General features: G+C 67.9%; 18 protein-coding genes. 7 read left to right on the forward strand and 11 right to left on the reverse strand.

The features are described 5' to 3' along the window. Positions 1-290 precede the first annotated feature (290 nt). On the forward strand, positions 291-1,025 hold the full coding sequence (locus tag AC1DDO_RS15630; RefSeq protein WP_476972209.1) for a YoaK family protein: 735 nt from the start codon (positions 291-293) through the stop codon (positions 1,023-1,025). Between the two features lie 17 nt (positions 1,026-1,042). Here the strand turns inward: AC1DDO_RS15630 and AC1DDO_RS15635 are convergent, their stop codons facing one another. From AC1DDO_RS15635 to AC1DDO_RS15655, 5 genes are all read right to left on the reverse strand, one after another. Next, the gene (locus AC1DDO_RS15635; protein ID WP_476972210.1) at positions 1,043-1,642 is read right to left on the reverse strand and encodes a TM2 domain-containing protein; all 600 of its coding nucleotides are present in this window, start codon (positions 1,640-1,642) and stop codon (positions 1,043-1,045) included. A 118-nt stretch (positions 1,643-1,760) separates the two neighbouring features. Further along, complete coding sequence (locus AC1DDO_RS15640) at positions 1,761-3,119, reverse strand: MFS transporter (protein WP_476972211.1); 1,359 nt, start codon at positions 3,117-3,119, stop codon at positions 1,761-1,763. A gap of 213 nt (positions 3,120-3,332) precedes the next feature. Further along, complete coding sequence (locus AC1DDO_RS15645) at positions 3,333-4,697, reverse strand: diacylglycerol/lipid kinase family protein (RefSeq protein WP_476972212.1); 1,365 nt, start codon at positions 4,695-4,697, stop codon at positions 3,333-3,335. Positions 4,698-4,867: 170 nt separating this feature from the next. After that, positions 4,868-5,203 carry a cupin domain-containing protein gene (locus tag AC1DDO_RS15650; RefSeq protein WP_441410024.1) on the reverse strand — a complete coding sequence of 112 codons (336 nt, stop codon included), beginning with the start codon at positions 5,201-5,203 and terminating at the stop codon, positions 4,868-4,870. Positions 5,204-5,263: 60 nt separating this feature from the next. After that, positions 5,264-5,581 carry an acylphosphatase gene (locus AC1DDO_RS15655; protein ID WP_476972213.1) on the reverse strand — a complete coding sequence of 106 codons (318 nt, stop codon included), beginning with the start codon at positions 5,579-5,581 and terminating at the stop codon, positions 5,264-5,266. Positions 5,582-5,840: 259 nt separating this feature from the next. On the opposite strand from AC1DDO_RS15655, the gene AC1DDO_RS15660 reads away from it, so the two are divergent. Beyond that, a complete protein-coding gene (locus tag AC1DDO_RS15660; protein ID WP_476972214.1) occupies positions 5,841-6,125 on the forward strand; it encodes a YegP family protein in 285 nt (94 codons plus the stop codon). A gap of 74 nt (positions 6,126-6,199) precedes the next feature. Here AC1DDO_RS15660 and AC1DDO_RS15665 read toward each other — a convergent pair whose 3' ends face one another. Both AC1DDO_RS15665 and AC1DDO_RS15670 read right to left on the reverse strand, forming a co-directional pair. Next, entirely contained in the window at positions 6,200-7,123 is a 924-nt protein-coding gene (locus tag AC1DDO_RS15665) for a hypothetical protein (protein WP_476972215.1), read from the reverse strand. A 61-nt stretch (positions 7,124-7,184) separates the two neighbouring features. Then, entirely contained in the window at positions 7,185-7,931 is a 747-nt protein-coding gene (locus AC1DDO_RS15670; protein WP_476972216.1) for a hypothetical protein, read from the reverse strand. 200 nt (positions 7,932-8,131) lie between these two features. Here AC1DDO_RS15670 and AC1DDO_RS15675 point away from each other — a divergent pair, with 200 nt between their 5' ends. Then, positions 8,132-9,385 carry a mechanosensitive ion channel family protein gene (locus AC1DDO_RS15675; protein WP_476972217.1) on the forward strand — a complete coding sequence of 418 codons (1,254 nt, stop codon included), beginning with the start codon at positions 8,132-8,134 and terminating at the stop codon, positions 9,383-9,385. Positions 9,386-9,519: 134 nt separating this feature from the next. Then, positions 9,520-11,358, forward strand: coding sequence for an alpha-glucosidase (locus tag AC1DDO_RS15680; protein ID WP_476972218.1), 1,839 nt, complete (start codon positions 9,520-9,522; stop codon positions 11,356-11,358). 316 nt (positions 11,359-11,674) lie between these two features. On the opposite strand, the gene AC1DDO_RS15685 is transcribed toward AC1DDO_RS15680, so the two are convergent. Beyond that, positions 11,675-12,472, reverse strand: a complete 798-nt coding sequence (locus AC1DDO_RS15685; RefSeq protein ID WP_476972219.1) for an alpha/beta fold hydrolase — start codon at positions 12,470-12,472, stop codon at positions 11,675-11,677. A 143-nt stretch (positions 12,473-12,615) separates the two neighbouring features. Next, complete coding sequence (locus AC1DDO_RS15690) at positions 12,616-13,512, reverse strand: pullulanase X25 domain-containing protein (RefSeq protein WP_476972220.1); 897 nt, start codon at positions 13,510-13,512, stop codon at positions 12,616-12,618. A 296-nt stretch (positions 13,513-13,808) separates the two neighbouring features. On the opposite strand from AC1DDO_RS15690, the gene AC1DDO_RS15695 reads away from it, so the two are divergent. Then, positions 13,809-14,645 (forward strand): CPBP family glutamic-type intramembrane protease, encoded by an 837-nt coding sequence (locus tag AC1DDO_RS15695; RefSeq protein ID WP_476972221.1) that lies wholly within the window; start codon positions 13,809-13,811, stop codon positions 14,643-14,645. A gap of 9 nt (positions 14,646-14,654) precedes the next feature. Further along, positions 14,655-15,272, forward strand: a complete 618-nt coding sequence (locus AC1DDO_RS15700) for a hypothetical protein (RefSeq protein WP_476972222.1) — start codon at positions 14,655-14,657, stop codon at positions 15,270-15,272. A 62-nt stretch (positions 15,273-15,334) separates the two neighbouring features. On the opposite strand, the gene AC1DDO_RS15705 is transcribed toward AC1DDO_RS15700, so the two are convergent. Then, complete coding sequence (locus AC1DDO_RS15705) at positions 15,335-17,071, reverse strand: SulP family inorganic anion transporter (protein WP_476972223.1); 1,737 nt, start codon at positions 17,069-17,071, stop codon at positions 15,335-15,337. A gap of 186 nt (positions 17,072-17,257) precedes the next feature. On the opposite strand from AC1DDO_RS15705, the gene AC1DDO_RS15710 reads away from it, so the two are divergent. Then, a complete protein-coding gene (locus tag AC1DDO_RS15710; RefSeq protein WP_476972224.1) occupies positions 17,258-18,232 on the forward strand; it encodes an aldo/keto reductase in 975 nt (324 codons plus the stop codon). 71 nt (positions 18,233-18,303) lie between these two features. Here AC1DDO_RS15710 and AC1DDO_RS15715 read toward each other — a convergent pair whose 3' ends face one another. Continuing rightward, positions 18,304-19,368 carry an adenosine deaminase gene (locus tag AC1DDO_RS15715; protein ID WP_476972225.1) on the reverse strand — a complete coding sequence of 355 codons (1,065 nt, stop codon included), beginning with the start codon at positions 19,366-19,368 and terminating at the stop codon, positions 18,304-18,306. Between the last annotated feature and the right edge of the window lie 38 nt (positions 19,369-19,406).

Below are 19,406 nucleotides of genomic sequence, written 5' to 3' on the forward strand. Positions count from 1 at the left end.
ACACCCCAATCCGGGCAGAGGCTTGCGTGACCGCCATCCCCTGCCGCAGAAGTGAAAAGAACTCATCCTTCAGCGCATCGGGCGCCCGATAACCACTCGGCATGGCAACCTCCAAAAATCAGATGTTGCAACGACCGTATGATTCTGCGCTGCCGTGATGGGCGCTAAGTGACCCCGCGTTGCTATTCTGGCGTGCATCCCGTCAACCTCGACGCCGAGCTCATCACCCCGGCTCATCACCGTGGCGAACCGCCCCAGCGGGCCGCTCCTCCATCGACGAAAGACTTCCCATGCTTAGCCGCCTCAAGTCCGCCGAGCCCGCCCGGCTCCATTTGGTCCTCATGCTCGTGTTGACGTTCTCCACGGGCGTGATCGACGCCGTCGGCTACCTGGGCCTCGACCGGGTCTTCACCGGCAACATGACCGGCAACGTCGTGATCCTTGGCATGGCACTGATCGGCGCCGACAATCTGCCCGTCGTCGGCCCGTCCATAGCCCTGGCCGGATTCGTGCTCGGCGCCATCATCGCCGGCAGGTTCCTCAAGCCCGAGGCCGCCGGCTGGAGCAGGCGGACCACGGCCCTGCTCACCGCCGTCGGCATCTCCATGGCGGCAGTCGCCGTCGTACTGTTTGCCCATGCCCCCCACGCCGGCGATCCCGTAACCCTGGCCATCACGGGAGCCCTGGCCGTCGCGATGGGCCTGCAGGCGGCGACGGCACGGCACCTCAGCGTCAAGGACGTGACCACAGTGGTGGTGACGTCCACGCTCACGGGCCTGGCCGCCGACTCCCGCCTTGGCGGCGGCACGGGAGCGCACTGGGGCAGGCGGCTGGGCGCCGTGGTCCTCATCCTGGCCGGCGCAACCGCTGGCGCAGCCCTGCTCCACGTTCATGCGGGCTTCGGTGTGCTGCTGACGGCCGCGCTCACCCTGGTGGTAGCCGCCGTGGGTGGGCTGGCCCGGCCCCGGACGCCGCTCACAAATGCCGCCGCGGAGCCCCCGACCTCGCTGGTTTCCGAACGCTGAACGCCTAGCGGCCACCGTCAGTCGCGCAGCGGGATTCCCGTAGCGTCATTCCTGAAATAGGAGGCACCGGCGAAGATCATGATGCCCTCCACGAAGCCCCACAGCCCGACGAGGCCGAACGTGAAGATGCCGACGAAGACGGTCAGCAGAATCTGGATGATGCCGACCGTGGTGTAGCCCAGGTAGAAACGGTGGACTCCCAGTCCGCCCAGGAAGATGCCCAGGAGCCCGGCGACAAGCCGGGACTTTGGCTGCAGGTAACCGTAGGCCGGATGGGGCATCGGCGGCTGCTGTGACATGTGGGGGTACTGCATCTGATGCTGCGGCTGCTTAGGCGGGTAACCCTGGTACTGCTGGCCCGGGTACGGCTGCGGAGGCATCGCCGGCTGATACTGCTGGGGAGCCTGATACTGGACGGGATATTGCTCTTGGTACTGCCGAGGGGCGACCGGAGGGTACTGAATCGGAGCCGCCGGCGCGTACGGCTGCTCTGACGCGTACGGCTGCGCTGACCCGTACGGCTGCGCTGACTCGTTCGGCAGGACGGCGCCATCAGCGGGTGCAACGGGATGGGCCGGTTCGGCTGCGCCGCTGGTCGGTTCGGGATGCTGGGTCATGCTGGTGCCCTTTCGGTGAGGTGAGGATGCTGCCCGCGCCCGGGCGGCAGCTCACCGTCAACAGACGGCATTCCCCCCCAAGAATCCACGAACCGGATTCATTCTGACCGAACCTGCGCTACCGCCGTTCCCGCCACGCCAGCGACACCATGAAAACCACGGCGCCCAGCCCCAGCATGACGAACACCATCAGCCCCCAGTTCGCCTGGGTCACGCCGCTGCCGTAGAAGATGCCGATCAGCACGGTGGCCGTGATCGCGCCCAGGTAGCGGCAGGTCTGGAAGATCCCGGCGGCCACCCCGCGCTCCTCCGGCCGGGTGGACACGTACATGCCCTGGCTCGAGGAAATGGCGACCACGCAATACGGCAGCCCCAGCAACGCGGTCAGCGCAATCACCAGCGGGACGGCGAGGGATACCGTCAGCAGCCACATGCACGCCGACGCGAAAATGAGCAGCCCGACGCCGGCGATCAGCACCCGCCGCACGCCGAACCTGTCGATCGCGCGGACCGCGAACGGCGTCCCGACCACCGAGATCGCGGCGAGGGGCAGCATGAGGATGCCCACGACGCCGGGATCGTAGCCGCCCGCGGTCTGCAGCAGCTGCGGCAGGCCGAAGAACGCGAAGTAGTAGACGCCGTTGAACAGCGCGAAGCCCAGGTAGACCAGCAGCAGCGGCCGGTTCCGGCCCAGCAGCCGCAGGTCCAGGAACGGCGGCCTGAACCGCAGTTCCCGCCACGCGAACAGCGCCGCGAGGACCAGCCCTCCGCCCAGCAGCCACCACCGGTAGTCGGGCAGCACATTCAGCAGCGCCATCATCACCAGCACCAGGGCGCCAATGAAGGCCCCGATGCCCGGCAGGTCCGAGTCCCGGACCAGCTCCGAGACCCGCCCGCGTTCCCGGACACCGTCAGCCGGGGCAAACCGCCGGACCACGAAGATCGCCACCAGGGACAGCGGGACGTTGATCAGGAACAGCGCCTGCCACCCCACCAGGCTCACCAGCAGCCCGCCCACCACGGGCCCGACGGCGGCGGCCGAGGTATTCGCCATCTGGATCCGGCCCAGCGGCCGTGTGGACTTCACGTTCGCCTCCCGCGCCAGTGCAGCGACCATGACGACGGCGCTCGGGTAGGCGGTCGCGGTGCCAAGGGCCATGAAGGCCCGGGCCACGCAGAGGAGCGCGAAGTTCGGCGCGAAGGGAGCCAGCGCGCAGGTCACTGCCACCAGCGCCATGCCCAGCAGGAACAGCCTCCGCGGCCCGAAGCGGTCGGCGAGCCTGCCCATGAGCGGCTGGCCGGCCGCGGAGGTGAGATAGAACGCGGTAATCACCCAGGTGACCGTGGCGACGTCGAGCCCGAAGTCCTCGCGCAGCACCACCAGGGCGACGGCGATCATCGAGGAATTCAGCGGGTTCAAGGACGTGCCGAGGCTGAGTCCGGCGACAGCCAGGCCTGTCCGGGGAGAGTTGCTCACGGCAACAGTCTGTCCTACCCCGCCAGCCGAAATCGAACCAGGCGACACACGCCGCGGCGTCGGGCGGGTTGGCGCGTCACGCAGGGCAGACTTTGGACGCGGCGGCAGCGGGCCGCTCCCGGGAAACCGCGGCGGACCCGGCGGGCGGCACCGGAAAGTCTGCTGTACGTGACGCCTGCCCCGCAAAGACCGACATGTCAGCCGACGGCGACGTCACTCCCCTGCCGACGCCGGAGTGGACGGCGCGGGCGCGTTCAGGTGCCGCCCCCACGCCAGCTCACGGAGCCGGACCAGGTCCAGGGATGGCTGGGCCGGCGGGACGCCCGGACGATTCCGCGGAACCAGGACCCGCAGCGCGCGCGGTTCGATGGTGCAGCGGACCGGCGTGGTCATCAGCAGGGCCTCGCCGTCCACCCCGACGGGAATCTCGGGCACGTCGGCACCGACCACCACCTCCGGCGCGGTCCGTTGGATCAGGCCATGCTTCGTGGCCCGACGCAGCAGGCCGACCGCTTCCCGGGTGCTGGCCGCGGAGAGCGCCACGGCGCCAAGAACGCCGCGGTCCAGCCGGGTCCGGCGGCCCAGGCCTGCGAGGTCGTTGCTGCCGTAGGGACCGTTGCTCACCAGGACTGCCTGCGGCCCGTCAACGGTTACGCCGCCCACCTCGGCCCGCAGCCGTGCACCCTTAGCGCCCTTGATCAGGTCCGGAAGCATTTGCAGCACCGTCCCGGCCTTGTCATCGCGGTACGCCGGGCTCTGCACCACCTCGGCGTACACCCCGAACGATGAGTTGTTGACGAATGTGCGGCCATTGATCTTGCCGAGGTCGACGTGCAGCTCCACCCCGTCCTTGAGGGCATCCAGGCAGCCGCTCGGGTCCTCCCGGTCCAGCCCGAGATCCAGGGCGAAATGGTTGCGGGTGCCGGCGCTGATCACCAGGAACGGCAGGTTGTGCTCGGCCGCAATGCCCGCCACCAGGGCCTGGGTTCCGTCACCACCGGCGACGCCGAGCAGATCGGCTCCGCGCTCCACGGCCTGCCGGGTCAACGCATCCACATCCACCGGCCCCGGCCCCTCAAGAAGGGCCACCTCGGCACCGAGTTCCTCCGCCTTCCGCTGGAGGTCAAACTTCACCACTTTGCCTCCGCCGGACCGTGGATTCATCACCAGGAAGGCGTGCTCCCAGGTGGGAGCGGGGTGCTCCTCCATCGCCTTGCCCTCCCCCCGTTCCCGGAGGGCGGCGCGGGCACAGACCAATGCAACAAACACCAGTGCAAGGGAGATGATCACCTCCCGGAGCAGGCTGGCTTGGATGTACAGGACCACCACCACCAGCGGGGCCAGCACCGCCAGCGCCAGCGCGCACCAGCGCAGAAAACCGCGGCTGATGAGGAACCAGTAGATCGCGGCCACGGACACCAACACGGCGCCGAGTCCGGTCACCACCAGAGCAATCGTGCCGGCGAACCCCGCAGCCACCAGGGGGACAGCCACGGCGAGGACGACGGCGGCATAGGCCCCCCTGGCCCACCACCGCCGGGTTTCCGGAACCTCTTCCAGGGAAGGCACGGCAGTCATCTCGCACCTCCGGTTTGCAGAACGACGACGGCGGCCCACCCGGCACCCGCCGCGCGCTCCCTGTCACGCCTGGCGCGCAAATGCCCGGGCTCCCTGGCCTTCCTGGAATTCACTTTCGGCCTCTCCTTCGCCTCGTCGAATGGCTGCGGGCCACCCGGAATCGGGCCGGTTCAGGTCTTGATCTTGGCCACCGTCATGAGGATCGCCGAGTCTTCCTCGGCCTCCAGGCTGTGCAGCCCGTCCGGCACGATCAGCAGATCGCCGGTTTTGCCCTGCCACGATTCGTTGCCTGCCCGCAGGCGCACACAGCCGCGGAGCACAAACACGGTCGCCTCGCCCGGGTTCTGGTGCTCGCTCAGCTGCGTTCCGGCCTTGAACGCCATGACGGTCTGGCGCAGAACTTTCTCGTGCCCGCCGAACACCGTGTCCGCGGCCCGTCCGCTCCCTGCCGCGAGGGCAGCCGCGACCTGCTGCCTGGCTAAGGCATCGATCGATATTTTCTGCATGGGCACACGCTACTCGCCTCGCGCCGCGCTGCCGAGGGTCCTTCGCCCCGAACCCGGGACCTAGTACGCCACGTCGAATCCGGCGAACTCACCGGTCGCGGCCGAGACGGACTCTTCAACTTGCTCCACCCGGCCCGGTGCCTCCGGCGAGCGCAACCAGCGCCGCAACTCCAGCACCACGGACTGCGGCCCCTCGGCCACGATGCCCACGGAGCCGTCGATGTTGTTCCTGACAGTGCCGCTGAGCCCCAGCTCCTCCGCCTTCCGGACCGTCCAGTACCTGAAGCCCACGGCCTGGACCACCCCGGACACCCGCGCGTTCAGCCGCACGGGTTCGCCGGAATCGGCCGGAAACTGCGCGGGGCGTTTCTCCGTCATGCTCCCAATTTAGCGCCCGCGGGGCGTCCTAGTTCTTAGTCATACAGGGTTTAGTCCTACACGGTTCAGTCATGCAGGCGCAGGCATCCGGGCCCAGTCTGACCGCCCAGACACAAAGGGACTTTTGGCTCTTTCGAGCCCCCGTCGAGCGCGAAAAGCTGTTTTTTGCACTGCATCAGCTTGTCGAAGATCCGGCAACCACACATTGAAGTGCTCTCACCCTCCACCGGCAGTTACAACTGCCCGAAAGGACTCGACAATGGCTGGACAATTCGAAATCTTCACCGACGCGGAAGCAAACATCCGGTTCCGGCTACTCGCCGCTGACGGGACCGTGTTGGCCATTTCCAGGGCATTTGAGGACAAACGCCAGGCGGCAAACGGCATCATGGCCGTCCGCGAGTGCGCGGGCACCGGGCTGATCCGGGAGGTCCGCAGCACCACCCCCTGGGCCGGTCATCACGGCACTGATCATCAAAGCACGAGGACCGCTTCGCAGACACCGGCAATTCACCACCACCACCGGCACCTGCCCGCCGTCTAGCGCGAATCCAGTTCGACGGCCGGCCGTGCTGCCGGCCGCTATTGCGCCGCCCAGCCGGAGCCCGCCGCCCGAATCTACTTCGCGGGCTCCGTCGCGGCGCCCGTGCTCGAATCCTTGGCAGCCGGCCGGAGCGAGGTGATCATCCGCCGGACGTCCTGGTACTCCGCCGTGGTGACATAGAGCTTCGCCTTCTCCAGATACGGCAGCCCAGGGTCCCCCGGAGTCGTGTTGTTCGCCGGATCATAGGTCTGGCCGAACAGCGCGCCGCTGGGCGGCCAGAGGAAGAGCTGGAACATCGGGCACGACACCGGTTCGGTCACCTCCGGCATCATGGTGATGCCATAGGACGCGTACGTGGGCGGCGACGCTTTCGCCGCTGTGACGTCCCCGCGGCCCTCGAAGACGTAGCGAGGCACATTCTGGTCCGCCGCGCCGGGTTCGGCGAGCGCCTGCATCGGCTCGGAATCGATGAGCATGTACGGCTGTTGGTCGCCACATTCGGCGCCAGTGACCACATTGGTGCGCAGCGCGGCCATCTGCTTCCCGGCGGCGTTCACCACGTCCACGAACTCCCCGCCCAGCGGCGCCTCCCCGGCCGGGTCACGGATCACCCACGCGGCCGGATAGTCGAAACTCAGCGTCCCGTCCGACGTCGTAAACGTCTTCCAGGCGGACGACGACGGCGCCGCCCCCGACGGCGGTGAGGTTGCCGGCGTCGTGGTTCCGGTCGCTGTTCCCGGCGCTGTTCCCGGCGTGGATTCCGTTGCTGTTTCCGAGGCGGCCCCCGGAGACGCGGCCCCCTCTGCCTGCGTTCCGGGCTGGGTGGTTCCCGGAGCCGGGGCTCCGGACGTTGCGCCCGGCGCTGTAGCGGCACCGGAGGTCGCAGGCGGCCCCGCCGGCGAGCCGCAACCGGCCAGCAGCAGGGTTGCGAACATCAGGGCCGCCAGGACCGGCGCCGGAACGAACGGTGGCACGGATGCCGCGGGTCGCCGCCTCATACGCACCGCCTCGCCCCCGGTGCCGCTTTCCTGCCGCTGCTTCACCATCAGCCCGGGCGCCCTACTGCCCGGCCGGACGCAGCGAGGTGATCATCTTCCTGATGTCGTTGTACTCGGAGGTCTCCAGGTACGCCTCGGGAGTGTCGATATTGGGCTCGTTGCCTGGCGTGGCGTCAAGGGGGTTGTAGACGCCTCCGAATGACGCTCCACTAGGCGGCCAGGTGAAGAATTGGAAGATCGGGCAGGCATCGGGCCCCGACGGTTTAGGCACCGAACTGATGCCGTAAGCCATGACGTTGGCCTTGGTGGGGTCCTTCTCCGCCGGGTACAGCCGCAACTCAAAGATGAAGTGCGGCGTGACCCCCTGCTGGACCAGGGCCGGAACGGGCACCAGGTCAAACACGGAGTACGGGATCCGCTGCGGGCATTCCGCGCCGGTGGCCACGTTGGTCCGCAGCGTGGCCACTGACTTGCCGGCCGCGGTGAGGACCTCCACGAACACCGCGCCGGGAGTGGTCTCGGCGCCGCGGTCCTTGACGGTCCACTCGGCCGGGTGGTCGAACTGCAGTTTCCCGTCCGCGGTGGTGAAGATCTGCCAGTCCGCCGCCGTCGGTGCGGGCGTGGCCGGCGAGGACGGCGCCTCGGTCGGGGCGGCATCGCTGCTGCCCGGCGCGGACGTCAGCGGGGGGACTGAGGGAATCGCCGGCGACGTCGGAGCCGGGGTCGCGGGCGCGCCGCAGGCGCCAAGCAGTGCCGCAACCAAGAAACCGGCCGATACTGCCGAGCCGATCACGCTGAATCGACGCATGTCACCCTCCCCCCGGGATTCAAGTGGTCCGACCAATCTAGAACGTCAGGGGTGACAAACAAGTGCCAAAGGTCCCGGGGCGGGGGCGGGCCTTCCCGGGGCGGAGGCGGGCCTTGCCCCCGTCCGCAGCGGCGTGACCGGACCCACGTTGACATCCCGGCGATTTCAATTGCCTCCGGAAGCTTGCTAGAGCTTAAACAATGCAAGAGTTCCTGACACAAGCAATGCCGTTCCTGGCCATGGCCCTCGCCGCGGTTGCCGGACTCGTCCTGTCCTGGCTGGTGCGCAAGATTGTGCTCCGGCTCAACCGCAGCAAACCCGAACTGCGCGAGACATCCCGCGTGGCCCGGATGCCGTTGCGGCTGTCACTGTGCCTGATCGCCGTCCGGATCGCACTGGCCACCGCCACCGGGGACCTCGAATGGCGCCACGGCCTGGACCACTTGCTGCTGATTGCGCTCATAGCTTCCCTGGCCTGGCTCGCCATCGCCATGCTGCTGATCGTCGAGGCGATGGTCCTGACCCGGTACCGGGTGGATGTCGCGGACAACCGCCGCGCCCGGCGGCTGCGCACCCAGGTGATCCTGGCCCGGCGGATCGGCGTCGCCCTGATCGTGGTGGTGGCCCTGGGCAGCATGATGCTCACGTTCCCCGCCATCCAGGCCCTCGGCGCAGGGCTCCTGGCCTCAGCCGGCGTGATCTCGATCGTCGCCGGCCTCGCCGCGCAGACCTCGCTGGTCAACGTCTTCGCCGGCATCCAGCTCGCCTTCACGGACGCCATCCGGGTGGACGACGTGGTGGTGGTCCAGAAGGAATGGGGCCGGATCGAGGAGATCACCCTGACCTACGTGGTGGTCCACATCTGGGACGACCGCCGGCTGATCCTGCCCTCGACCTACTTCACCACCACCCCGTTCGAGAACTGGACCCGGCGGCAGTCCGAGGTCATGGGCACGGTGGAGTTCGACCTCGACTGGCGGGCCCCGGTCGAGGCGATGCGCGCCGAACTGAAAACGGTCCTGGCCGAGACGCCGTTGTGGGACAAGCGCGTGGGAATCCTGCAGATCACTGACGCCACCGCCGGCTTTGTCCGGGTGCGCATCCTGGTCAGCGCCGCGGACAGCGCTGCCCTGTTCGACCTCCGCTGCCTGATCCGCGAGGAACTGGTGCTGTTCCTGCAGCAGGACCACCCGACCGCACTGCCCCACATTCGCCTCGAGTCACTGCCGTCGGCAGCGCCGGGATCCACCGGATCCGACGCGTCCGACGCCGTCACGGGGTCCCGGCGGTCGGTCAAGGATGGCGCGACGGCCGAGCACCACCGGCACGCAGACCCCCAGGACTCCCAGCTGTTCACCGGGTCCATCGAGGCGATCCAGCGTTCCAAGGCCTTCTCCGGTCCCGGCGATGACGTCTTCGAGGACCGCGACAACGCCGTGGCCTCGCAGAACTGAGCTTTCACCCAATAGCATCACCCAACAGCAGGGCCGGACAGGTCTTCCCAGCCCTCCCCAACTGGTCAATAATCAGACGTTGGCGGGTCAGCAACGCGCTGCCCCGATCTGACGGACCAGCTGAGGAGTCCCCCATGACGGTCGAACAAGCACCCGCGGAAACACCCAAGGCCACTGCGAGCGACTGGTTCCAACGCGCCGTCGTCTATCAGATCTATCCGCGCAGCTTCGCCGACTCCAACGGCGACGGCATCGGCGACCTCCGCGGCATCATCAGCAAGCTGGACTACCTGCAGAAGCTGGGGGTCGACGTCGTCTGGCTCTCCCCGATCTACACCTCGCCGCAGGATGACAACGGCTATGACATCAGCGACTACCGCAATGTCGATCCGCTCTTCGGCACGCTCGAGGAGCTCCGCGAACTGACCGACGGGCTGCACGCGCGCGGCATGAAGCTGGTGATGGACCTGGTGGTCAACCACACCTCGGACGAGCACCCCTGGTTCGTGGAGTCCCGATCCTCGAAGGTGAACCCGAAGCGCGACTGGTACTGGTGGCGGCAGCCGCGGGACGCCGGAGCCGGGGCCCAAGGGCGGACGGCCGCGGAGCCGAACAACTGGGGCTCGGCGTTCTCCGGACCCGCGTGGGAGTTCGACGAGGCCTCCGGGGAGTACTACCTCCACATCTTCTCGAAGAAGCAGCCGGACCTGAACTGGGAGAACCCCGAGGTCCGGGCGGCGGTCTACGAGATGATGAACTGGTGGCTGGACCGGGGCGTGGACGGCTTCCGGATGGATGTCATCAACTTCATTTCCAAGGACACCTCGCTGCCGGACGGGCCCGTTGCCGACGGCAAGCTCTTTGGCGACGGCACTCCGTTCTACATCGACGGCCCGCGCATGCACGAGTTCCTCCAGGAGATGCACCAGGAAGTCTTCGCCGGCCGCACCGGTGAACTACTCACGGTCGGCGAAATGCCCGGCGTGACCGTGGAGGACGCCGTCCTGTACACCGACCCCGCCCGGGCCGAGGTGGACATGGTGTTCCAGTTCGAGCACGTGGCTCTGGACCAGGAGTACGGCGACAAGTGGCGGCCCAAGAAGCTCCTGCTCACCGAGCTGAAGCAGACCCTGTGCCGCTGGCAGGAAGGCCTGGCCGAGACCGGCTGGAACAGCCTGTACTGGGGCAACCACGATCAGGCCCGCGCCGTGTCCCGGTTCGGCGACGACGGCCAGTACCGGGAGCTGTCCGCCAAGATGCTGGCCGGGATCCTGCATCTGCACCGGGGCACGCCCTACGTCTACCAGGGCGAAGAACTCGGCATGACCAACATGACGTTCGGCGCGATCAGCGACTACCGCGACATCGAGGTCCTCAACCACCATCGCGAAGCCACCACGCACCTCGGGCACACCGACGCCGAAGTCCTCGCCGCGCTCGCGCCGCTGAACCGGGACAACGCACGCACCCCGGTTCAATGGGACGCCTCCCGGCACGCCGGCTTCACCACCGGGGCTCCCTGGATCGCGGTGAACCCGAACGCCAACCACATCAACGCCGCCGCCCAGGTGGATGATCCGGATTCGGTCTTCAGCTTCTACCGCAGAGTGATAGCCCTGCGGCATGCTGAGCAGGTGGTCTCGCACGGGACCTTCACCATGCTGCTGCCGGATGACCCGCACGTCTACGCGTTCACGCGGGCGCTGGCGGATTCCGCCGGTGCCCCCGCGGACGGCACCGCGACTGCGGAGTTGCTGGTGGTGGGCAACTTCTCCGGTGACGAACGCGGCATCGAGCTCGGCGATCAGCGCTGGGATGACTCAGAGCTGGTGCTGGGCAACTACCAGTCCGACGCCGGCACGTTCGACGGCGGTACCTCCGGCGGCGGTTCAGGCGCCCCTGCCGTGCGGGCCGGCGCGATCCGGCTGCGGCCCTGGGAACTGCGGGTCTTGCGGCGGCGCAGCGGCGCCTGATCGTCATAGCCGGAACGCCAGCCACGAAATCGCCGGCCCAGAAAGGAAGCCAGTTATGACCATTCCCCCACCCGCCGAACCCGACCCGTTTCCGCCGGAACCGGGCCCCACCACGCCGCCGCCTGAGCCCGGGGACCCGTTCCCGCCCGAGCCCGGCCCGGTCACGCCGCCGCCGGTTCCGGGGCCAGATCCGGTGCCCGGTCCCGCGCCCACGCCGTCACCGGCTCCGGGTCCGTTCCCGACGCCCAATCCCCTCCCGATTCCGGACCCCGGCCCGGTGCCCCCTCGGCCGGACCCGACCCGGTTCTAGGGACCGTCATCCGCCGGCGACGCCGTGAAGGAACCGGCGGACCTGGGCGTTGAAGGCCTCCGGCGCTTCGACCGCTGCCATGTGTCCCACGTCGGGAATCAGCACGAGCGTGGAGCCCGGTATCTGGCGGTTCATCTCGCGGGCCACGCTCAGCGGTGAGCGGACGTCCGCCGTGCCGTACAGCAGCAGGGTGGGCACCGCGATGCCCGGCAGGACATCGCGATAGTCGGCATGGGCGTTCGCGTGCAACAGTGCCCGCATGCCGCCGGGATGAAAGTCGGCCATGATGGCGCTGGTTTCCTGGACGTCCGCGGGATCAGCACGGTCCGTGAACAACGTGGGAATCCACACGGGGATGAATTGTTCGGGCGGCTGCTCGAGTTCGGCCAGCACCTGCGCGTAGCGGCGCTCCACTTCCTCGGGCGGCAGGGATCCCGCCCAGCCGGCATACGCCGAGACCAGCAGCAGCGACGCCGGCACTGACGGGTAGGTCCGGTAGAACTCCAGGGCAATCCCGGAGCCCATGGACAGCCCGAGGAGGTGCGGGGCGCCCGGCACGGCTTCCCGCAGGAATCCGGCAAGGGCGCCGGCCAAGTCCTCGCCGGTGAAGTCCGGCGGCGGATCGTCCGAGCCGCCGCACCCGGGCGCGTCCCAGGCGAAGACCGTGAATTCATCCGACAGCCCGTCGAGCTGCCGGCGCCAGATCCGGCTGTCCTCGTAGGCGCCGTGCAGCAGGACCAGCGGAGGACCCTGGCCCGCCCGCTGATACCGGATTCGCAGGCCCGCAACCTCGACCGTATCCATGAGGCAATGCTAGGTGGGTCCGGCGTCCCCGGGCAGGCTCAGGACGCGCAAATCCGCCCGCGACACGCAAATGACCCTGCGACACCGGAATTCGGGCGTCGCAGGGTCACGTGCGTGTCGGCAGGATGTTTGGGTGTCGGTGCCTACGGCAGGACGATGTCCCGCGTGCGGTGATCGTACTGGATGACCAGGAGGCCGCCGCCGTGGTGCACCTCGTGGTTGGGGCCGTCGAAGACGCCGAACGCACCGTAGTTCTCGTCCCACGAGCGGTTCAGGGCGATCTTGAAGGTGTAGAAGCCGGCCGGAACGTCCGCGGCGATCTTCCAGAGCTGGTCCACGTGGTCCAGTTCCATCTGGGCTTCGTCATACTGCGGCGCCCAGTTGGCCGGCGCACCGATCAGGACGTTGAAGTCACCGGCAACCGCGACGGCTTCCGGCTGTTCGATGGTTTCGACGCTGACGGCCGGTGCCGCCGGGGCTTCTGCCTCTGTTGCAGGCGTGGCCTTGGCGGCGGGCTTGCGCTTCCGCACGGCCTTGGCCACCGGGGCCACGGCCTCCTCGACGAGCTTGGCGGCCTTGCCGGCAACCTTGGACGTCTTCGACGGCGCTTCGTCGGCCTTGGCCGGCTTTGCTGCCTTCTCCGGCTTTGCTGTCTTTACGGGCTTTACGGCCGGAGCGGACGGCAGCGGCGTGCCGGCCGGAACCGCGGTGCCGGCGTCGAGCGCGGAACTGAAGGTGGCAGGCTCGGCGAAAGCAACCGTGGCGCGCTGGCCGTCGTCGGTGATTGACCAGCCGGAGCGTCCCTTGACCAGCCAGCCAGCCTTGACCAGCTTTCCCGTGGCCGTGGTCAGCGTCTTGTGGCCGCGGGGAATGCCGCCGCTGAGCAGTTCACCCTCGTGGTCGTTGAGGGGCACCCGTGCGATTGCCTCGCCCAGTACGGCTCCGGCGTTCAGCTTCTCGCCAGTCCAAACCTCCTCTGCGAGGACATCCAGCACGGCCTTAAGCCGAAGGTTGGTGTTTTCCGCGGTGTTCGCGCCCATGGGTCTCCTTTAGAAGCAATTGATCCACCTGCATTTTGCCAAGGAAAGGTGAGATTTTGCGAGTGGATTTCGTTAACTCTATGTGTCGTGACCCACTATGACAGGGCCCACCGGGGTGAATGAGGGTCCAACTCACCGCTACCCACGAGTAGAAAACCCAGCTCGGGGACACTTACGGCTCATCAAAGGCCGAGGCCGGCCGTAAGTGACCCCGCGTTGGTTTTGGGGAGTGCTGGATCGGGGGCGGCCGTAGGCGGACAATGGGCCGCATACGTCCCTGTTGCCCAGGAGACTTCATGGCCCGTTTCAGAATCTGGCTGCAGCGTCACCGCCTCCCGGCGTTCTTTGTCCTGGCCTTCGCGATTTCCTGGTGTTCCTGGCCTCTCTATGCGGCCGGACTGATGCCGCAGTTCGAGTTCCTGCCGATCGGTCCGCTCGCGGCGGCGCTGATCGTCATTGGGCTCGCCGAGGGCAGAGCCGGCTACCGCGCGTGGGGCCGGCGGCTGATCCGGTGGCGGGTGGGCTGGGTCTGGTACGCCGTGGCCCTCCTCCTCCCGGCCGCGATGGCGCTGCTCACCGGATTCGCGACCATGGCCCTCGGCGCCCCGGCACCGGGGCTGGCCGAGGTGACCTGGTCCGGGCTCCTGGCCGTCTTTGCCGTGCGCCTGGTCAATCCGCTGGATGGACCGCTGGGAGAGGAGCCCGGCTTCCGCGGGTATGCCGCGCCCCTGCTGCAAGCCAGGTGGACTCCGTTGCGGTCCGCGGCGCTCCTTGGCGTTGTGGTGTCCCTCTGGCATCTGCCGCTGGTCGTGTTCGGGCAGCTCAGCCTGATCGGGCTGCCCACCACCTTCGTCATCACCTTCCTCTACGTGTGGCTGTTCAACCGCACCGGCGGCAGCGTGCTGCTCACGTACCTCTTCCACAACGCCCAGGGCACGTTCACGGTGGGTTCCTTCGGCTTCACCGGTGCCGACGCCGACCGGGCGGAACTGATCTACTTCGCCGTCGTGGTCCTGGCCGTCCTCACCACCGTTCTCCTGGACCGGGCCGCCTGGCGCACGGCGCCTGCCTCCGCCATCGACTCGGTGCAGCTCCCTTCCGGCGCATCCGGAACGGATCGAATCCACCGCTAGGGAGAAACCATGTCCTCACCCCTGCCGGCCCATGCCGGGCCCATCGCCCTGGCCGCCGGCCTGGCCTTCGCCGCCGAGGACCTCTGGCGCCTGGCCGCTGCCGACCACAGCCTCGAGCGCATCGAAATGATGCGCCAGACGCCGTTCCAGCTGGCCAACGCGTTCTACTTCGTGGTCTTCATCGGACTGATGCTCGCCCTGGTGTCCGTTTACATGAGGTACGCGGACAGCGCCGGCGCCCTCGGCGTCGTCGGGTTCTGCGCCGCCCTCGTCGGCACCATGGACATGGCCGGGAACATGTGGTTCGACGGGTTTGCCGGGCCGTGGATCGCCGACACCGCGCCCGGTGCCATCCTCGCCGGCGGGTCCGGGATGCTGGTGATCGGCGCGCTCTCCAGCTACGTGCTGTTTGCGCTCGGCTGGATTATCTTCGGCATCGTCGGCTGGCGGACGCACATGTTCCCGGCGTGGACCGGTGCCGTGTTCGTGGTCGCCGGGGCCCTGGGTTTCAACGTGGGCCTGCCCCCGTACGGGATTCCGATCGGCCTGGCGATGGCCGCCCTGGGCTGGTGGATCACCCGCAGCGCCCGCAAGACCTCCGAGCAGCGCCAGGAGGCGCGTTCGTAGGCTTTGTTTGTGGTCCGCTCTACATCGGGACCTCGTGCGGCCCCGTGGCGGCCAGGCGTCGACTAGTCCCCGGCGCTCCAATCCGCGCCGGTCTGGGCGGAATAGGCCGCCACCGCGGCGTCAATGGTGCGGTAGAAGTGCTGCGGCTCGATTTCGCGGGTCAGCTCGAATTTTTCCACCTTCGCCCGGACCCGGTGTTTGAGTTCCGCGAAGACCAGCGAGGTGCCCTGCGCGTTCAATTCGCGGTCCAGGTCCAGCAGCATGTCCGCGGCGGTGGTGTCCACGTCCGTAATGGGTTCGGCCGCGATGAGGATCCACCGTGGACTGGGGTCGACCCGCGCCAGCCGCCGGATGTTGTCCCGGAAGGTGGTGGCGTTGGCGAAGAAGATCGGCGCGTCGAACCGGTAGATCACCAGGCCGGGCAGGTGCTTCGCATCCGGGTGGACGTTGATGTCGTGGAATCCCTCGAGGCCCGGCACCCGCCCGATCACCGTCTGGTACGGCCACCAAGACCGGCGGAACACGTTGAGGATGGACAGTCCCACCGCGATGCCGATGCCGGGCAGCACACCGAGGAGGACCACCCCGAGGAAGGCCGCGAGCGACAGGCCGAACTCGGTCCTGCTCTGGCGGAAGAGGCGCACGGTGCCCGGAATGTCGGCGAGCGAGACGGACGCAGTGATCACGACGGCGGCAAGGGCCGGCTGGGGCAGGTTCCGGAACATCCCGGGCAGCAGCACGAGCATGAGGACGATCAGCAGGGCACCGGTCAGGCCCGTGAGCTGGGTCTTGGAGCCGGAACGTTCTGCCACGGCGGTCCGGGAGCCGCTGGTGCTCACCGGGAAGCCCTGGAAGAAGCCAGCGGCCAGGTTCGCGGCACCGATCCCGATCATCTCCTGGTTGCCGCGGATCTCCTGGCCGGAACGCGCGGCGAACGCCGTCGCCGTCGAAATCGTGTCCGTCAGCGAGACCAGCGCAATTCCCAGGGCGCCGGCAAACATCAGCCCGATGTCCTGCAGGGACACGTGCGGGATGGTGAACGGCGGGAAGCCCTGCGGGAGTTCCCCGACCAGGGAGACACCCTTGTCGGCGAGGCTGAAAACCGTGGTGGCCGCGATCGCGAGCACCACCATGACGAGTACTGCCGGGACCTTGGGCAGCCACCGTTGCAGTGCCAGGACCACCACGATTCCGCTGATGCCGACGGCGGCCGCGGCCGGCACGGTCTCACCGCTGGCCAACCCCTGCACGAAGCCGACAAGGTCACCGATGAAGTTGTCGCTGTCCACCTTGAACCCGAAGAGCTTGGGCAGCTGGCCGACCAGGATGGTGAGCGCCAGGCCGTTCATGTAGCCGATCATCGTGGGCTTGGAGATCAGATCAGCGATGAAGCCGAGCTTGGCGACCGAGGCCAGGATCATGATGGCCCCGACCATAAGCCCGAGCATCGACGCGAGCGCCACTGCCTTCTGCGGGTCCCCGCCGGACGCGACCAGCGGCAGGACCGTGGCCGCGATCATCGGGCCCAGTGAGGAGTCCGGCCCAAGGACGAGGATGCGGGACGGGCCGAAGACCGCGTAGGCGACCAGGCACAGGACGGTGGTGTACAGCCCGGTGATCGCAGGAAGTCCGGCCAGCTCTGCGTAGGCCATGCCCTGGGGAACGAGCAGCGTCGCCAGGACGATCCCGGAGATGATGTCCTTGCCGAGCCAGTCTTTTTGGTACGCGGCGGCGACGTCGAGTCCCGGCATCACCTGGCGCAGCGGGCCCTTGCGCCGCTGTCCGGTGGTGTTGGTCATATCTGCACTCTGCCGCGCGGCACACCCCGGCGCATCCCCCGGCAAGGGTGAGCCCGCGTTACATCGACCAGCCGTTGTGCCCCACGCCCGATAGGCCTAGAGTGGCGGTCTGCCAACTGCGAGCCGTCCCCCTGCACGAACAGGCCGGCGGCCGCCCCCCACTTTTCTGATTCAGGAGATATATCCATGGAATCCCGTACGCTCGGTTCGCTCACCGTCTCGGCCCTGGGTTTGGGCTGCATGGGAATGAGCGAGTTCTACGGCCAAAGCGATGAAAACGAGTCCATCGCCACCATTCAGGCCTTTCTCGACGCCGGCGGGAGCCTGCTCGACACCGCGGACATGTACGGCCCGTTCACGAACGAAGCGCTGGTGGGCCGGGCCATTGCCGGCCGGCGGGACGACGCGGTCCTGGCCACCAAGTTCGGCAATGAACGCCGGGCCGACGGATCCTGGGTGCGCATCAATGGCTCCCCGGACTATGTACGCGCCGCGTGCGACGCAAGCCTGCAGCGGCTGGGCGTGGACCACATCGACTTGTACTACCAGCACCGGGTGGACAAGACCGTCCCCATCGAGGAAACCGTCGGAGCCATGGCTGAGCTGGTGCAGGCCGGCAAAGTCCGGCACCTTGGCCTGTCCGAGGCCAGCGCCGACACCATCCGCCGAGCCCACGCGGTGCACCCCATCACCGCGCTGCAGACCGAATACTCATTGTGGGAACGCGAGCCGGAGACCAAAGTTTTCCCGGTCCTGGCCGAGCTGGGCATCGGATTTGTCCCCTACAGCCCGCTGGGCCGAGGCTTCCTGACCGGCCAACTGCGCAGCCCGGATGACTTCGCGGCGGACGATTTCCGCCGGCACTCCCCGCGTTTCCAGGGGGAGAACTTTGCCCGCAATTTGCAGCTCGTGGACCGGGTCAAGGAGTTGGCGGATGCTAAGGGCTGCACCCCTGGGCAGCTGGCCCTGGCCTGGCTGCTGGCCCAAGGCGAGCACATCGTTCCCATCCCGGGCACCAAGAAGCGCGACCGGCTGCGGGAGAACCTGGGCGCTGCCGACGTCGAACTCTCCCCCGAGGACCTCACCCGCCTGGACGAACTCGCGCCAGCCGGGGTGGCAGCCGGATCGCGTTATCCGAACATGGGCACGATCGACACCTAGCTCCGTTGCCCTGTCAGCTATGGTCCCTATCCGCCCGTTTTAGGGACCCTATCTGATAGGGCAACGCGGGGTTAGTGCCCTGACGCGGCCAGGTCTGCCAGCAGCTCGGCTTTGCGTTCCTCGCTGGCGAAGGATGAACGGATCGAGTTCGCGGCCATCCGCACGCAGTCGAACTCGGACAGGCCGATCACCGATTTGAGCTGCGCGAAGTTGTCGTCCACGTACCCGCCGAAATACGCGGGATCGTCCGAGTTCACGCTGACGTTCAGCCCCGCCGCGAGCATCGCCGGCAGCGGGTGCTCGGCCAGCGTGTCCACGGCCCGGAGCCTCACGTTGGACAGCGGGCACACGGTCAGCGGCACGAGCTCGTCCACCAGCCGTTCCACCAGGTCCGGATCTTCCATGCAGCGGATGCCGTGGTCGATCCGCTCCACTTCGAGGATGTCCAGCGCATCGATGATGTACGACGGCGGGCCCTCCTCGCCGGCGTGCGCGATCCGGTGCAGCCCGGCTTCCTTGGCCCGGGCGAAGAGCCGCTCGAACTTCGCCGGCGGGTTGCCCACCTCGGCCGAGTCGAGCCCGATTCCGGCGATGGGGGCGTCCATCGCCAGCAGCTGCTCGAGCACCTCGAGGGCCGATTCCTCGGTGAGGTCGCGCAGGAAGGCCGCGATCAGGAGGGTGGAGATACCGAACTCTTCACGGGATCCGGCCAGCACCGACGCCACGCCGTTGACGCACGTCTCCAGCGATACCCCGCGGGAGAGGTGGGCTTGCGGGTCCAGCATGATCTCGGCGTGCCTGACGCCGGCGAGCGCCGCCCGGGTCAGGTAGGCCCGGGTCATGTCCGCGAAGTCCTGCTCCGTCTGCAGCACAGCCATGTTGGCGTAGTACAGGTCCAGGAAGGACTGCAGGTCCGTGAACTCGTAGCGCGAGCGCAGCTCGTCCAGGTCCGCATAGGGCAGCTGGATCCCGTTGCGTTCCGCCAGCGCGAAGATCAGCTCCGGTTCCAGGGTTCCTTCAATATGCAGGTGCAGTTCCGCGACCGGGAGGGCGAGCGGTTCGCCGGCCTCGGGCGCTTCCGGTTCTTCTTCCGGCTCTGTCTCCGTAAGCCGAGTCTCGGCGTCGTTCGTTTCCATCCGGTAAGGATATGCCCGCCGGGCATCACCGATAGAGT

The organism is Arthrobacter sp. 10N43 (genome assembly GCF_056394525.1).

Excerpts from the sequence above, each read along its gene's own strand:
- AC1DDO_RS15630 (WP_476972209.1), top strand. The coding sequence starts at position 291 with ATGCTTAGCCGCCTCAAGTCCGCCGAGCCCGCCCGGCTCCATTTGGTC.
- AC1DDO_RS15635 (WP_476972210.1), bottom strand. The coding sequence starts at position 1,642 with ATGACCCAGCATCCCGAACCGACCAGCGGCGCAGCCGAACCGGCCCAT.
- AC1DDO_RS15645 (WP_476972212.1), bottom strand. The coding sequence starts at position 4,697 with ATGACTGCCGTGCCTTCCCTGGAAGAGGTTCCGGAAACCCGGCGGTGG.
- AC1DDO_RS15650 (WP_441410024.1), bottom strand. The coding sequence starts at position 5,203 with ATGCAGAAAATATCGATCGATGCCTTAGCCAGGCAGCAGGTCGCGGCT.
- AC1DDO_RS15655 (WP_476972213.1), bottom strand. The coding sequence starts at position 5,581 with ATGACGGAGAAACGCCCCGCGCAGTTTCCGGCCGATTCCGGCGAACCC.
- AC1DDO_RS15660 (WP_476972214.1), top strand. The coding sequence starts at position 5,841 with ATGGCTGGACAATTCGAAATCTTCACCGACGCGGAAGCAAACATCCGG.
- AC1DDO_RS15665 (WP_476972215.1), bottom strand. The coding sequence starts at position 7,123 with ATGAGGCGGCGACCCGCGGCATCCGTGCCACCGTTCGTTCCGGCGCCG.
- AC1DDO_RS15670 (WP_476972216.1), bottom strand. The coding sequence starts at position 7,931 with ATGCGTCGATTCAGCGTGATCGGCTCGGCAGTATCGGCCGGTTTCTTG.
- AC1DDO_RS15675 (WP_476972217.1), top strand. The coding sequence starts at position 8,132 with ATGCAAGAGTTCCTGACACAAGCAATGCCGTTCCTGGCCATGGCCCTC.
- AC1DDO_RS15680 (WP_476972218.1), top strand. The coding sequence starts at position 9,520 with ATGACGGTCGAACAAGCACCCGCGGAAACACCCAAGGCCACTGCGAGC.
- AC1DDO_RS15685 (WP_476972219.1), bottom strand. The coding sequence starts at position 12,472 with ATGGATACGGTCGAGGTTGCGGGCCTGCGAATCCGGTATCAGCGGGCG.
- AC1DDO_RS15690 (WP_476972220.1), bottom strand. The coding sequence starts at position 13,512 with ATGGGCGCGAACACCGCGGAAAACACCAACCTTCGGCTTAAGGCCGTG.
- AC1DDO_RS15695 (WP_476972221.1), top strand. The coding sequence starts at position 13,809 with ATGGCCCGTTTCAGAATCTGGCTGCAGCGTCACCGCCTCCCGGCGTTC.
- AC1DDO_RS15700 (WP_476972222.1), top strand. The coding sequence starts at position 14,655 with ATGTCCTCACCCCTGCCGGCCCATGCCGGGCCCATCGCCCTGGCCGCC.
- AC1DDO_RS15705 (WP_476972223.1), bottom strand. The coding sequence starts at position 17,071 with ATGACCAACACCACCGGACAGCGGCGCAAGGGCCCGCTGCGCCAGGTG.
- AC1DDO_RS15710 (WP_476972224.1), top strand. The coding sequence starts at position 17,258 with ATGGAATCCCGTACGCTCGGTTCGCTCACCGTCTCGGCCCTGGGTTTG.
- AC1DDO_RS15715 (WP_476972225.1), bottom strand. The coding sequence starts at position 19,368 with ATGGAAACGAACGACGCCGAGACTCGGCTTACGGAGACAGAGCCGGAA.